Consider the following 14,079-nt stretch of genomic DNA (forward strand, 5'->3'; position numbering starts at 1 on the left):
TGCGTCGGCATGTTGGACGTGTTGATCTGGTTGATTGTTCTTGTCGCCTCCACCTTGATGTTTCGCTATGCAGCGGGGACGCTTTCATGGACGGCGCCGAATCTCGTGTCGATTGTGTACTATTACTCGTTCCTTCTGTCGAGCTTCATCGGCGCGCTGCTGATCGCATTGGGAATGGATGATTACTACATGATTCGCAAGTTGTTTCGGCCCGAGGAATACCGGCAGATCGGGTTTTTCGTCGTCAGCTTCGTTATGATCGTGTTCCCGCTGTCGATGGTGGTCGTTTCAAGGCTGTGCGGATTTGAAGCCAGGCAGGAGTTTCGCGCCTATTTGCAAAAGCCGCTTTCCCCGTTGGCCGGAGCGACGGGCAGCCAAGTGTTTTATGCGTTTTTGGCGCTGTCGCTGCTCAGTTTTGCCGCCATTGCGTATATGATTTGGAAAACGCCGACGATTCCGGTGTTTGCGCTCTTGACAGGGACGGATGAGAGCTTGGCTGCGTTGCGCATTGAGGCGTCGCGCCATTTTGCCGGAAACGTGCTCGTTCGCAATATTTTTGCCATTACGCTCACGCCGCTTTTGTCGTTTATCGCTTATTTGTTTGCCGAGCTGACGCACGAGTGGCGGTGGAAGCTGCTGTTTATCTGTCTGTTTGTCGGGGCGGTGTTCGTCAATGTGTATGATTTGGCCAAATCGCCGATTTTCTTTTATGTGATGATGTTTTTCCTCATTCGCATTTACATTGGAAAAACAAGGCTGTCGGCGGTGAAACTGGCGCTGTATGGGGGAGTGGGGGCGGCGGTGCTCGTCGGCATGTACATCGTCATTCAAGGGGTGCAAGATGCCACGACCTTTTTGTCTTACAACAAGGGCCCGATCGGCCGCATGATTTTGGCGCAAATCGCGCCGACGTTTCTTCATTTGAATTTGTTCGGCGAAGCGCTGCCATTTCTTTATGGAAAAAGCTTGCCCTCGATTTTAACAGGGTTGTTTGACGTCGAGAACGTCCGCTCCGCCCGCCTCGTGATGGCGCACGTGTTCCCGGAGCGGATCGAGGATGGAACGGGAGGGGTGCTCAATACGCTCTTTGTCGCTGAGGCGTATGCGAACTTTGGCTACGTTGGAATCGTCATCGGCACGCTGTATGTCGGTGTCGTGACGCAGCTGTTGTACATTGGGTTTCTACGGCTGCCAAAAAATCCTTTGTTTTTAAGTTTGTTCGTTTATTTTTCCATTAACATCCCCCGCACGCTCGTCGGTGGGTTCACCGATTTTTTGTTCAATCCGACCTGGGTGCTGCTCGTGGCGTTGTTTGGCGGAATGGCGTTATGGCTGCGGGTGCAGGGGGATTTACGGGCATGGTTTGCAACGAAAAGGCGAATCACTGATGAGGGATGAATGATGAAAACCGTATTGATTTATTACCCGTTTTCACTCGCCGCGGAACGAAACAGCGGGTCAAAGCTGCGGCCGTATGAAATGCATCAGGCGTTTTTGCGCTGGGGAGCGAAAGAGGGAGTGGACGTTCTTCTGATCGCCGGCACGTCAGCCGAGCGGGAGAAGCAATTTCAAGAGCTCCGCAGCCAAGGCAAGCTCGATGATGTCTGGTTTTGCTATATGGAAAACCAGACGATTCCGCTTTGGCTCACTGACCCAGGACACCGGCCGCAACGTCCGTTCGTCGACCGGGACGTTCTCCGCTACTTGAAAGCCCGCAACGTTCCGATCGGCGTCTTTTACCGCGACGTCTATTGGAAGTTTCCTGATTTGTATCCGCTCCGCGGTTGGAAAAAAGCGGCCATGCAAATGATGTACCGTTGGGAAGAACGGTTTTACGAGCGGTACTGCGATGTCATCTTTTTGCCGAGCCTCGAAATGGGAACATATGTCGCGATCCGCCGCCCGATGGTCGATTTGCCGCCGGGTGGGAAGCAAAAGCCGTTTCAGCGGTTCGGGACGGCGAAACAGCCGCTGAATGCCATTTATGTTGGCGGCATCAACAATGCCGACTATGGGCTTTTGCTCCTGCTCGAGGCGATTCGCTTGGCAAACCGCCGCAAGCCGCTTGTTTCGCTCACCGTCGTCTGCCGAAAAGACGAGTACGAGCGGCAGCCGCTTGCGGTGAAAGAAGAGCTTGCCGCCTTGCAAGTGCGCGTCGAGCACGTCAGCGGCGAAGCGCTCGACCGTTTGTATGCGGAGATGGATTTCGCCTTCATCCCGCGGCGGCGGAGCGAGTACAATGATTTTTCCGTTCCCGTCAAGCTGGTTGACTATCTGTCGAGCGGCCTGCCGATTGTCGCCACCGCTTGCTCAGCGCAAAAGCGGTTGATTGAAGCGGATGGGTACGGCGTCATTTGCGACGACAACCCGTCGTCGATGGCAGAAGCGATCGCCAAGATGGCGGACATGCTCGAGGAGTGCCGCTTGCGCATTGAGCAGACGTTTATGGCGAAACATTCGTGGGAAGCGAGAGTGGAAAAGGTGAAAGAAACGTTGGTGGGGGGCCTCCGATGAAAGTCGCCTTATTGGCTCCAAGCAAATCGATCCATACGCATAAGTGGGCCCGCTTTTACCAAACGCAAGGCATCGATGTGAAAGTCGTGACGTTTAAAGACCATTACGGGCCGGAGCAAGCGAAAGAAGTCGAGACAGTCGTGCTGCCGAAATGGCTGCCGGGGAAGTTGTCGTATTTTTCCACTGTCTTTTCATTAAAGCGGCTGCTCGCTTCGTTTCGACCAGATATTTTGCACGCCCATTATGCCTCCAGCTACGGGTTGATCGGGGCGCTTGCGGGGTATCATCCGTTTTACGTCTCCGTCTGGGGGCGCGACGTGTATCAGTTTCCGAATGCCAATCGTTGGAACCGACGGATGCTTGAATATACATTCCAGCGTGCGGATGTCATTTGTTCGACAAGCCGTGTGATGGCGAAAGAAACCGGAAAGTATACGGACAAACCGATCGAAGTGACGCCGTTTGGTGTTGATGTCGCCCGCTTCAAACCGTTGCCGAAACAGCCGAAACGGACCGTGACGATCGGCACGGTGAAAGCTCTTTCCGACAAGTACGGGATCGCCGATTTGATTCGGGCGTTTGCCATTGTGCACGAGCGGCATCCGCAAACGGAGCTGTTGATCGTCGGCGACGGGCCGCAGCGGAGTGAATATGAGGAGCTGTGCGCCCGCCTCGGCATCCAATCCGTGACGACGTTTGCCGGCAAAGTTCCGAACGAACAAGTGCCGCTGTATATCAATCAAATGGATATTTTCGCCGTGCCTTCGACTGAAGACAGCGAAAGTTTTGGCGTTGCCGCCGTCGAGGCGATGGCGTGCGGCGTTCCCGTTGTCGTCTCCAACGTCGGCGGGCTGCCGGAAGTCGTCCGTGAGGGAACAACGGGGTTGATCGTGCCGAAAAACAGTCCGGAAAAGCTGGCGGAGGCGTTCGAACGGCTGCTGCTTGATGAGAGGCTGCGGCAACGAATGGGGGAAAACGGTGTCAACCATGTCCATGAACATTACGATTGGACGGAAAATGCGATGCGCATGATCCGATTGTATGAGCAAACGTTGAAAGGCGGTGGAGGGAGTCGATGAGGAACAAAGCCGTCATATCAGCCGCCGCGGTTGGTGCTCGTTTGTTGCCGAAAGCGGAGGCTAAGTCGCGAAGCCGGCGGCTTTCCGTTGGCAAGCTCATGATGACCGTCGGTTCGCGGCAACGATTATACATCCAAGGACAGCGGGACGATGTCAGGGGGGCGTTTCCCCTTTTCCACGCCTCGTTTGCGCTCGCCTCTTGGCGCTCGAAATGGAACGTTCGTTTGCGATTTTTTGGGAAAGTGGTGTGGAGCGGGCCATGAGGATCATTTACCTATGCCAACACTTCCCGCCGGAAACAGGCGCACCGCAAATTCGTGTGTATGAGGTGAGCAAGGAGCTGATCAAACGGGGGCATCAAGTGGAAGTGCTCACGGCGTTCCCGCATCACCCGCACGGCGTCATCCCCAAGCCATACCGCGGCCTGTTTTATTTGTTCGAACAATGGGACGGCATTCCCGTTCATCGGACATGGATTTATCCGTCGCCAAAGGGGAGCTTTTGGAAACGGCTCGCTTCGTATTTTTCGTTTACGTTCAGCTCGTTTTATTCGCTGCTTGTGAAAGCGAAGCCGACGGATGTGATCATTTGCAATTCCCCGCCGTTGTTTTTAGGGATCACCGGGTACGTGGGCGCGAAGTTGAAACGGGCGAAGTTTGTTTTCAACGTCGCCGACATTTGGCCGGAATCGGCCGTTGAGCTCGGCATTTTGAAAAATCGGCTGTTCATCCGAATGGCGAGATGGCTCGAGCTGTTTTTATACCGGAAGGCGTGGAAAATCGCCGCCGCGACGGAAGGCATTCGCGATTATATGATTGAGCAAGGGAAGGCGCCCGAGGATGTCTTTTTATTGCCGAACGGCGTCAACACGGATGTGTTTCGCCCGCTGCCGAAAAACAAGAAGCTGCTTGCGGAATTAGGGCTCGAAGGAAAAGTGGTGTTTACGTACGCCGGAACGATGGGATACGCCCAAGGGCTCGATTCGGTGCTGCGGGCGGCGGCCATCGTCAAAGCAAAAGATGAACGGGCGCATTTCCTGTTTGTCGGCGACGGCCAAGAGCGAGAAAAGCTGATGGCGTTAAAAGAAGAGCTCGGCCTTGACAATGTGACGTTTTACGGATCCGTTCCGGTTGAGAAGATGCCGGAGATTTTCTCCATCACCGATTACAGCATCGTTTCGCTGCGCAACATCGATTTGTTTAAAGGGGCAAGGCCGTCGAAAATTTTCCCGGCGATCGCCACCGGAACCCCGGTGCTGTATTGCGGCGAAGGGGAGAGCGCTGAGATTTTAGAAACATATCATTGCGGGAAAATCGCTCCTCCAGAAAATCCTGAACAGATCGCTGCAGCGGTTCTCGAGTTGCTTTGCCTTCCGAGCGAGGAATACGAAAAGATGGCGGAAAATGGGCGCAAGTTGGCGGTGGAGCAATACTCATGGATTCGCATTGTCGACGATTTGCTTCACGCCCTTGGCGATGAAACAAAACGCGAATCCGTTTGGCCGACGGAACAATAAAAAAGAAAAGGGTGTCCCGCTCATAAGCAGGATGCCCTTTCCTTTATGTGAAAAGCGGCTATGTTTCCATTTGGAAAGATATTTTCCGACCGCGTCGGGAGTGTTGGAATGCGAGTGATGTTTTCCTTCACAATCGTCATGCTTTCACTCGAACGAGACTTCCGCCCCGCGGAAGTAATGCTCTAAAATTTGCTCCGCCGTCCATCCACGCTCGGCAAATGCTTTTGCTCCGTATTGGCTCATGCCGATCCGGTGCCCCCATCCTTTTCCAGTGACAGTGATCGAGCTAACCCCTGACGGCGAGGCGGAAAGCGGCACGATGCCATCCGTTGTTTGCACCTTGATTCCTTCGACGCCGGCGAGCGAAACCGTTCCGTTCCCTGTTTGGACGGAGTAAGATGACAAGGAAGAGGCGGCGATGTTGCCGCTGGCCGTTTGAATCGACACGGATGGACCGCTTTTTTGCACTTGAATGTCAAACCAGTTGGACGGCAAGATGCCGTAAAATTGATTGCCGTCTAGCGGGAACAGTTTGCGGATGGTCGTTTCATTGCCTTTCACCGTTTTTTCGCCTGCCGAGGTTTCAATCGTGACGGCACCCACTTCTCCGTTCGCGCCGGTTTTGGCGATCGAGACGTCGTATAAAACAACCGATGGATCGGTGAACCCGAACGAACGCAGCAGCACAGCTGGGGAGAAGATGAATGACCATCGGCTGTACGGCGATGATTCATACGGGTCATCGACGCTCGCCAAATATGGGTAGGCGGTTTGCGACGAGTTCCAGACGTCGCTTACATTGGCGGTTCTGCCGCCGCTTGTCGAGTGGTAATACGTTTCAATGATACTGCCATTATATTTCAGATACAATCCTCTTGTTGCATCCACTGCCGCGTTCGATCGTGGAGATTCTCCATCATATCCTTTATACGTCTGTGTGTTTGGATTGGTCGTCAAACTTGTTTTATGTTTATAGGCATAGTTTCGGGCCGCAATGGCTTGCGCCTTCAGCGCTTCGAGCGGCCAAGAGGCGGGCATCTCGCTCGGCACGACTCCTTTTAAATAATCTTCCATATCTAAAATATTGACAGCATACAAGACGTTGCTTTGCCGGCGAATGTCGACGCTGCCGCGATAACGGGTTTGATTCACTTTCACAAGCGACAACGGCGCAGCGCCGATCGTTTCTTGAATGGTAAATCCGGTGCTTGAAAAATCCGTCTTTCCATTGTACGTGACAAACACGGTCGAAGAGGAAGACTGAAATGTCAGATTTGTCCCGCTTGGCAGCGGGGTGATCGTCAACGTCTCTTTATTGACGATTTGATAGTTTCCTTCGACGGCGACTGTCACCGATGTCCCTTTATATAAAAGGACTTGCACGGGATTGTTGTACGTTTTCACCCCAGCGGCGTTCGACGCGGAAGGAGAGACGATGAGCAAAAACAGGCCGACGGCCAACCACGCCAATTTTTTCACCGTCTACTTCACCTCACCAAATTCAGCGGCCATCCAACCCCGACGCCCATCAGACAGTTGCACGTTGTACCATTTCTCCCCTTTGCTGTTGGTAAACGGCTGAATATAGACCATCTCTGTCCCTTTTGGAACGGTCGCAATAATCGGATAAGAAGTCGTCGCTCCTTTTCGAATATTGACCGCGGCCGTGGCGATGACGTGCTTGGTGCTGTCGCTGCTGACGGCGGATGTCGAGACATCGCCGGAATAAATCCAACCTTTCAACGATGAGGAGAGGATGATGTTGTACCACAATCCTTGGGAAGTAAGGTGCGCCCCGACCACTTGCAGTGAAGCCCCTGCCTGTTTATAAGTGATGACGCGGTAGCTCGTTGACGCTCCGCTGCGGACGGCCGCATTGTTTTTCACTACATAGACGACAGAAGGCAAAGAAGGCGAAGCGGGTTTGCTGGCAAGTTGTTGTTGAAGTTGTTGAATTTGTTGTTGCTGGGCGGCCAGTTGTGCTTTCAGGTTGGCAATGTCGTTTTTCATCGGGTTGAGCTGGGAAGTCACCCAGTCGACGCTCGCTAACACGACTTCTTCCGATGCTTTCATCGCCGATGGCGTAAACAAGAGGGCGCCTGCCGTCATTCCGAACGCCAGGCTGGCAGCAACGGCCCATTTGGCTTTTCGTTTCATCATGTTCATCTCCCCCGTTTTTGGATATGGAAAGAAAGGAGAATAATAGCTTTCCTAAAAGGCCGGTGAAAAACAACGGATTCGCTCGGTTCATGAGGAATCGCAAGGAATGAAAACGCGATGCTGCCATGTTTCTCAGTTTGACGAACTCCGTCGTAAAGCTTTGCAATCCGTTGCATTACCGGCCTTCTCATGCTATTATTCTCCGAACGCGAACAAACTAGAATTGGCTGAAATACTCTTCCAGTCCTTCGCGAATGCCGACGGCCGCTTTTTGGCGGAACGCTTTCGTTTTGAGCAGCGCCTCTTCATTTGGATTGGAGATGAAGGCGAGCTCAACGAGAATGCTCGGCAGCTCGTTTTTCCGGTTGACGTAAAAGTCTTGCGTTTTATGGCCGCGGTCATATGTTCCGAGCTGTTGGACAAGATGTTTTTGCACGATGGCGGCCAACTGCTCGCTTTTTGGCCCATTGAAGTTGCTCGATACGTTGTAGTACGTTGTCGTTCCGCGAGATGTCCGCGAGTACGAGTCGGCGTGAATGCTGATAAAGGCGTCGTAGTCGGAACTGTTGGCGATCCATGTCCGTTCAGACAGCTCCAAAAAGATGTCGGTGCTTCGCGTCAATTTCACGATCGCTCCGGCCCGCTCCAATTCTTCTTTTAGCAATAAGGCGGTGTCGAGAGTAATATCTTTTTCCCGCGTGCCGCCAGGGCCGATCGCCCCGGTGTCGTGCGCCCCATGCCCTGCGTCAATGATGATTTTTTTGCCCTTGAGTCCGGTCTCGAGAATTTTCAGCGCCAATCGGTCGCTGTAATGGCGCAGGGTGAACGTGTACCCCGGTTCAAAGGTGATGAGCAGGCTGCTGCCGTTCCACTCCACCGTTTGTATGCCTGGAATGTCGGTCGACGGGACTTCAGCGTAGGAAAACGAGCCGGTGATTTTCAGACGATTGCCCGGCAACAACGAATAGGAGACGCGGAAATTAGAAGTTTTTTTCCACGTCAAATAGGCATCTTCGTTGATGGTCGAAAACGTCGGTTCAACGAGACTATTTAAGGCGACGGTAGAGGTGCTTGATTCCTCCACCCATCCGCGGACGCCATTGGATGTTTCGACATTCAGCCATCCATGATATTCGTAAAGGACAGCAAGCCGCTCATTCGCTGCCAACGCCTTCAACGATTGATAGTTCGAAGATGCACCTCGGCGCAGCGGAGTGCCCGCCTGTTTGACGTATACGTAGGATGGGGCTTTTACTTCAAACACCGGCATCCATCCCGTTTTCCCCGATGCAGAGGTGACTTGCACCCAGTCGAACGGAGATGCTTCTGTCGTCTTCAAAACCGTGACCGTTCGGTTTTTCGCAATCCGCTCGATGACGGCGGCGCTCAACGAAGGTTCGGCAAACAGCGCCGCATTAGCGGTTGTCACCTGCTTTTGCATCCCCTGGCTGGCTGGTGGGGAAAGGTAGGATTTGGTTACGACCGTCTCGTGCACCCAGCCGAGCGTTTTTCCATTGAGGGACACTTTGTACCAAAGCGCTCCCGACGCATCTTTGGCGCTTGACAGGCTGTTCAGTTTGGTTCCTTTTTTCAGTTGGGTGACGACTTTTGCTTTTAAAGATGGAGCTTGCCGCACATTGGCGACCGAAACGCTGACCGTCAGCGGCTGGCCTGAGACGCTGGACGTATCCGAGACACCGCTTGGAACCGACATGGTTGATGACATCGTCAACACTTTTTCCGACACCCATCCCCGGACATGTCCGAGATCAACGCGGCACCAAAGTTCCTGACCATTTGTGACGAACAAATCGATCACTTTGACAGATTGACCGCGTGACACTGTGGCGACGGCGCGGTAATGGACGCTCGCCCCGCGGCGAACCGGGGAGGACTGCACAACGTTCATGAATGTCGGCAAAAGTGTCGGAAGCTGTTTGGGTATGTAGATCTGTTCCGTTTTCACCCATCCTTTGACTCCCGCCCACTCCGCACGCACATACTGTTCCCCGAGCGAATTGGTGAACTCGGCAATGATGGAGACGACATCGCCGTTAGACAGTGTTTTGACGACCGGATAGTAAGGGGATGCCCCCTTGCGCATCGCGATGTCGTTGGCGGCGATCACCGCACGCTTTCCGACGAGCATGGAAGGCGGTTGGTTGGAAAAGCTGTCCGCACGCGTCCAGCCGGTGACGCCTCCGTACTCGATGCGGTACCACGTTTCACCATAGGCATTTTGAAACTCGTCTATGACTTTCACTTGTTGGCCAGCGGGAATCGAACCAACGGACCGATATGAATCGGTTGCCCCTCTTCTCAGCAACGAGTCTTGCTTGGCGAACATCACGTTAGGGAAGGCGGAAGAGACATGCGCTTCAGAAAAGTCGTCTGCCCGCGCCCAGCCCGTGATGCCCTTATATTCGATGCGATACCACGTTTCGCCAGCAGCGTTTTGGAACTTGTCGATGACCTTTACTTGTTGGCCAGCGGAAATGGATTCGACGATTTGATAGGAATCCGTCGCTCCTCTCCTCAGCAAAGCGTTATGCTCAGCGACCATGAGTGTCGGTGAGGATGAGGACGGACTTCCATCGGCGGCCAAGGCGGCCGACGGCCACAGCGGGCAAGTCGCCAACAAGACGGAAAGAAGCGTTTTTTTCAAGGATTCGATCCCCCCTTTTTTCTCAAGTTTTCGTTTTCTATACTATCATAGCGAATTTTTCCGTTTTATCCAACCCGAATTCAGTCCTATTATGAGAAAAAATGAAAAGTTTTGTTGAAAAAGAGAGAAAAAAAGCAGAGGACATGAAAAGTTGTGTTCTTTCATCATCATTGCGGCATGATATACGCTGTAAATGGAAAAAGGCGCCCCATTGCTTTTGGGAGCACCTTCTTTGTGATCGTTAATTTTGGCTTTGTGTGGATGGTGAATCGCTGCGCGTGAGGGAGGCGTTGGACGTCTCGAGCGCTTGCCGCAGCGTTTCATTGATTGAGCTGACCGATTGCTCGTCGGGGATGTAGTAGTACACGCCGTTGATCGTTTCGTCGTATCCTTTCAAATGCAAATTTTCTACATCCGCGTTTTTCATTTTTTGATAGACATAGATGAACGACAACAAATCGGACGGAGGGATGTTCGTCCGCACGTGATCCCCTAAATCGGCGATGACGTCATCCAGCTTCGGCAGCGAGGTGATGGACGTGCTTTTGTCAATAATGGCGCGAATGACTTGTTTTTGCCGCTCGTTTCGGCCAAAATCGCCGCGGGGGTCCGATTTTCTCATGCGCACATAGGCGAGCGCTTCATTGCCGTTCAACTCTTGTTTGCCTTTATGGAACGTATGCCATTTGAGCGAACCTGTCAGCTGAGCTTTGAATGTAAACGGAACATCTACCGTGACGCCGCCGAGGGAATCGACAATTTTTTCGAACCCTTCAAAATCAGTCGTCACGTAATAGTCGATCGGAACGTCGATCAGCTCATTGACGGCTGCAATCGTCGATTGAATGCCTCCATGACTGTAGGAGTGGGTGATTTTGTCTTTCCGCCCTTCGCTCGGGATGTAAACGCGCGTGTCGCGCGGAATGCTCAACAAATACACTTTGTTCGTCTTCGGATTGACGGTCAAAAGCATGACGACATCAGACCGCCCCTCCTCGTCGTGGTACTGGTTTTCCACTCCAACCAACAGCACGGTAAACGGATCTTTGCGCATTTCAATATTTCTTGCAGGCTTGCTTGATGGATCAAGCGCTTGATAAATTTTGCTTGACGCCTGTTTCGTCTCGGAGTAAATATTGTAGCCAAAGGCGCCGACACCCCCGAGCAAAAGAAGAAACACGAGCAAAAATAATCGGCGGAGCCGCTTTTTTTTCTTTCGCTTTTTCACCGTTTTTCTTGTATGATTCATCGTTTAACCCTTCTTTCCTTTACGGTGTCGTTTTAGGAAGACGGAAGCAACCGTTCGGCATACTCCATCGCTCCCGCCTGAATGTCCGCCCTTCCGTTTGTCAGTTCGGTCATCCACTCGCCGAACGAAGACTGGCCGTCCTCGGGAACGAGAACATCAAACGTGACGCGGTCGGCATATTGGATATTTTTAATAGTATATACGGAAGAGCGCAGCTCATTTTCCACCTTCCCAAGCCACGGGTAGTCGATCGTAACATGCATGACGCGCATGAGCCGACGCTCGACGATGCCGGCGGCGTTCAGCCCCTCGGAGACGGCGCGGCTGTAAGCGCGCACCAACCCGCCCGCGCCGAGCTTGATGCCGCCAAAGTAGCGGGTGACAACGGCGACGGTGTCTTTCACCCCTTTTTTCTTCAGCACCTCAAGCATGGGCACCCCTGCGGTGCCGCTCGGCTCGCCGTCATCGTTCGCTTTTTGGATTTGGTCATGCTCGCCGATCAAATAGGCGGAGCAGTTGTGGGTGGCATCCCAATGCTTCTTCTTGATTTGTTGAATAAAGGCGACGGCCTCTTCCTCGGTTTCAGCGCGATTGATATAGCAGATGAACCGTGATTTTTCGATCACGATCTCGCGTTCGCCGTATCCTTTGACCGTGTAATATGTTTGCAACAAAGCAAAACACCTCAACATACAAAAAACGCGAAAACGGTTTAATTTTGTTCATTTTTTTGCATGAATGGCTAGCGCTCTACTCTAATTATGGTAAACTGAAAATAAAAGAGCAATAGATAGGGCATGCTTTTATTATTATAAATCGACAACTTTTTTCCTTCAAACAAATTTTGCTGGCGCCCATGCGCACCGCTTGGCAGCGCTGTTGGAGGTTGGCAAATGGCTGAGGCAAAACAGTGGGACGTGAAGCAATTAGATCGGATTGTCGAAAAAATGATCGACACCGTTCAACACAGCAAAGACGAAATTTTCCGCATCGGGGAGCAGTCGCGTCAAGAGCACGACCATTTGCTTCGCGAACTCGAGGAGGTGAAGCAGCTGACCGTGCAGGCGATCGAAGAAGCGGATCAGCTGGAAATGAAGGCGCGTCAGGCGCGCCGCCGCCTGTCGGAAGTGAGTCAAAACTTTTCCACCCACTCGGAGCAAGATATTCGCGAGGCGTATGAAGCGGCGCATGAGTTGCATATGAAGCTGACGATGGTGCGCGAGCGGGAGAAACAGCTGCGGCTGCGCCGCGACGAGCTCGAGCGGAGATTGGCGAGCCTTGCGCAAATTATCGAACGCGCCGATTATTTAGTTGGACAAATTACGGTCGTGCTCCACTACTTAAACAGCGATTTCCGCCAGGTCGGCGAGCTTATTGAAGGAGCGAAGCAAAAGCAGGAATTTGGGCTGAAAATCATCGAAGCCCAGGAAGAAGAGCGGCGGCGGCTGTCGCGGGAAATCCATGACGGCCCGGCGCAGCTGCTCGCTCACGTCCTTCTTCGGTCTGATTTGGTCGAAAAGGTGATCAAAGAGCGAGGGACAGAGGCGGCGATCGCCGAGATTCGTGATTTTCGCAAAATGGTGCGTTCGGCTTTGTCCGAAGTGCGCCGCATCATTTACGATTTGCGGCCGATGGCGCTTGATGATTTAGGATTGGTTCCGACGCTAAAAAAATACTTGCAAACGACCGAAGAATATAACAAGGGAGTCCACATTTCCTTTGTACATATCGGCGAAGAAATTCGGCTGCCGTCGCGGATGGAGGCGGCCGTGTTTCGGCTTGTCCAAGAATCGGTGCAAAACGCCTTGAAGCATGCCGAAGCGCGCCATATCGACGTCAAAATGGAAGTGACGTGCCACCATCTGCTTGTCAGTGTCAAAGACGATGGCAAAGGATTTGATCCATCGGTCAAAAAAGAAAATGCGTTCGGCTTGATTGGAATGCGGGAGCGGGTGGAGCTGCTCGGCGGCACGCTCGACATCCGCTCAAAGATTGGCAGCGGAACGACCGTGTTCATTCGCGTTCCGCTCGACCGTTCGACTGACAAAACGAACAAGGAGGAAAGGAAACGATGAAAACACGCATCGCGATTATCGACGATCACCAGCTGTTTCGCGAGGGCATCAAGCGCATTTTGGAATTTGAGGGCGATTTTGAAGTCGTGGCGGAAGGAAGCGACGGAAGCGAAGCGCTTTCAATCGTCGAAACATACCGACCCGATTTGGTGCTGATGGACATTAACATGCCGGACATCAACGGCGTTGAGGCGACGAAACAGCTGATTGAAGCTTACCCTGATACGAAAGTCGTCGTGCTGTCGATTCATGACGATGAAAACTATGTCATGCGCGCCTTGCAGACGGGAGCGACCGGGTATTTGTTGAAGGAGATGGACGCCGATACACTCATTGAGGCGGTGAGAATCGTCGCGGAAGGCGGTTCGTACTTGCATCCGAAAGTGACGCACAACTTGATTCGCGAATACCGCCGATTGACGACGGAAAAAGGCGGCGCAGTGGTTAAGCAGGAGGTGCGCCGCCCGCTTCATTTGCTGACGCGGCGCGAGTGCGAAGTGCTGCAGCTGTTGGCTGACGGCAAAAGCAACCGCGCCATCGGCGAGGCGCTTTACATTAGCGAAAAAACGGTGAAAAACCATGTCAGCAGCATCCTGCAAAAGTTAAACGTCAACGACCGGACGCAAGCCGTTGTGGTTGCGATCAAAAACGGCTGGGTGGAAGTGCGCTAATGGCAATGCCCCCTTCGTTTCCGCCTATTGTCAGCGGATTGGATGGGCGTCTGGCGGCTGGTGTTGAGGGGATCGAGGCAGCGATGCTTCGTTGTTGGTGTGTCCGTGGTGAGGACAAGCTGTTTTGTAGTTGGCGGCAAGCGGCTTTGT

Annotated in this window: 12 protein-coding genes; 7 read left to right on the forward strand and 5 right to left on the reverse strand. The window is 52.9% G+C overall.

Features of this window, described 5'->3' with window-relative positions:
- Window positions 1-9 precede the first annotated feature (9 nt).
- The 5 genes from T260_RS133460 to T260_RS133445 are packed head-to-tail and all read left to right on the forward strand — an operon-like array spanning window position 10 to window position 5,109.
- Window positions 10-1,398 carry an O-antigen polymerase gene (locus T260_RS133460; RefSeq protein WP_021321964.1) on the forward strand — a complete coding sequence of 463 codons (1,389 nt, stop codon included), beginning with the start codon at window positions 10-12 and terminating at the stop codon, window positions 1,396-1,398.
- Window positions 1,399-2,514 (forward strand): glycosyltransferase, encoded by a 1,116-nt coding sequence (locus T260_RS0119870; protein WP_014196796.1) that lies wholly within the window; start codon window positions 1,399-1,401, stop codon window positions 2,512-2,514. It begins immediately after the preceding gene.
- Window positions 2,511-3,593, forward strand: a complete 1,083-nt coding sequence (locus tag T260_RS133455; protein ID WP_014196795.1) for a glycosyltransferase — start codon at window positions 2,511-2,513, stop codon at window positions 3,591-3,593. The genes T260_RS0119870 and T260_RS133455 overlap by 4 nt, the downstream gene beginning before the upstream one ends.
- Window positions 3,590-3,856: a hypothetical protein gene (locus T260_RS133450; RefSeq protein ID WP_023633628.1), complete on the forward strand. Its 267-nt coding sequence runs from the start codon at window positions 3,590-3,592 to the stop codon at window positions 3,854-3,856. Before T260_RS133455 ends, T260_RS133450 begins: the two co-directional genes overlap by 4 nt.
- Complete coding sequence (locus T260_RS133445) at window positions 3,853-5,109, forward strand: glycosyltransferase family 4 protein (RefSeq protein WP_011232627.1); 1,257 nt, start codon at window positions 3,853-3,855, stop codon at window positions 5,107-5,109. Before T260_RS133450 ends, T260_RS133445 begins: the two co-directional genes overlap by 4 nt.
- Before the next feature lie 144 nt (window positions 5,110-5,253).
- Here the strand turns inward: T260_RS133445 and T260_RS133440 are convergent, their stop codons facing one another.
- From T260_RS133440 to T260_RS133420, 5 genes are all read right to left on the reverse strand, one after another.
- On the reverse strand, window positions 5,254-6,588 hold the full coding sequence (locus T260_RS133440; protein ID WP_014196793.1) for a SpoIID/LytB domain-containing protein: 1,335 nt from the start codon (window positions 6,586-6,588) through the stop codon (window positions 5,254-5,256).
- A gap of 3 nt (window positions 6,589-6,591) precedes the next feature.
- Entirely contained in the window at window positions 6,592-7,269 is a 678-nt protein-coding gene (locus T260_RS133435) for an SH3 domain-containing protein (RefSeq protein WP_031212437.1), read from the reverse strand.
- Window positions 7,270-7,486: 217 nt separating this feature from the next.
- Window positions 7,487-9,934 (reverse strand): SH3 domain-containing protein, encoded by a 2,448-nt coding sequence (locus T260_RS133430; protein WP_023633630.1) that lies wholly within the window; start codon window positions 9,932-9,934, stop codon window positions 7,487-7,489.
- 241 nt (window positions 9,935-10,175) lie between these two features.
- A complete protein-coding gene (locus tag T260_RS133425; RefSeq protein ID WP_023633631.1) occupies window positions 10,176-11,183 on the reverse strand; it encodes an LCP family protein in 1,008 nt (335 codons plus the stop codon).
- Between the two features lie 32 nt (window positions 11,184-11,215).
- Window positions 11,216-11,857 carry a YigZ family protein gene (locus T260_RS133420; RefSeq protein WP_014196788.1) on the reverse strand — a complete coding sequence of 214 codons (642 nt, stop codon included), beginning with the start codon at window positions 11,855-11,857 and terminating at the stop codon, window positions 11,216-11,218.
- A gap of 219 nt (window positions 11,858-12,076) precedes the next feature.
- Between T260_RS133420 and T260_RS133415 the strand changes: the two genes are divergently transcribed.
- Entirely contained in the window at window positions 12,077-13,258 is a 1,182-nt protein-coding gene (locus tag T260_RS133415) for a sensor histidine kinase (protein ID WP_023633632.1), read from the forward strand.
- Entirely contained in the window at window positions 13,255-13,929 is a 675-nt protein-coding gene (locus tag T260_RS133410) for a response regulator (protein WP_020278885.1), read from the forward strand. The genes T260_RS133415 and T260_RS133410 overlap by 4 nt, the downstream gene beginning before the upstream one ends.
- Window positions 13,930-14,079: the final 150 nt, after the last annotated feature.

The organism is Geobacillus thermopakistaniensis (assembly GCF_000498995.1).
Classification (GTDB): Bacteria; Bacillota; Bacilli; order Bacillales; family Anoxybacillaceae; genus Geobacillus; species Geobacillus thermoleovorans.

Bases quoted from the DNA above. Each gene is read 5' to 3' on its own strand.
- T260_RS133445 (WP_011232627.1), top strand. From the start codon at position 3,853: ATGAGGATCATTTACCTATGCCAACACTTCCCGCCGGAAACAGGCGCA.
- T260_RS133415 (WP_023633632.1), top strand. From the start codon at position 12,077: ATGGCTGAGGCAAAACAGTGGGACGTGAAGCAATTAGATCGGATTGTC.
- T260_RS0119870 (WP_014196796.1), top strand. From the start codon at position 1,399: ATGATGAAAACCGTATTGATTTATTACCCGTTTTCACTCGCCGCGGAA.
- T260_RS133455 (WP_014196795.1), top strand. From the start codon at position 2,511: ATGAAAGTCGCCTTATTGGCTCCAAGCAAATCGATCCATACGCATAAG.
- T260_RS133425 (WP_023633631.1), bottom strand. From the start codon at position 11,183: ATGAATCATACAAGAAAAACGGTGAAAAAGCGAAAGAAAAAAAAGCGG.
- T260_RS133460 (WP_021321964.1), top strand. From the start codon at position 10: ATGTTGGACGTGTTGATCTGGTTGATTGTTCTTGTCGCCTCCACCTTG.
- T260_RS133450 (WP_023633628.1), top strand. From the start codon at position 3,590: ATGAGGAACAAAGCCGTCATATCAGCCGCCGCGGTTGGTGCTCGTTTG.
- T260_RS133435 (WP_031212437.1), bottom strand. From the start codon at position 7,269: ATGATGAAACGAAAAGCCAAATGGGCCGTTGCTGCCAGCCTGGCGTTC.
- T260_RS133410 (WP_020278885.1), top strand. From the start codon at position 13,255: ATGAAAACACGCATCGCGATTATCGACGATCACCAGCTGTTTCGCGAG.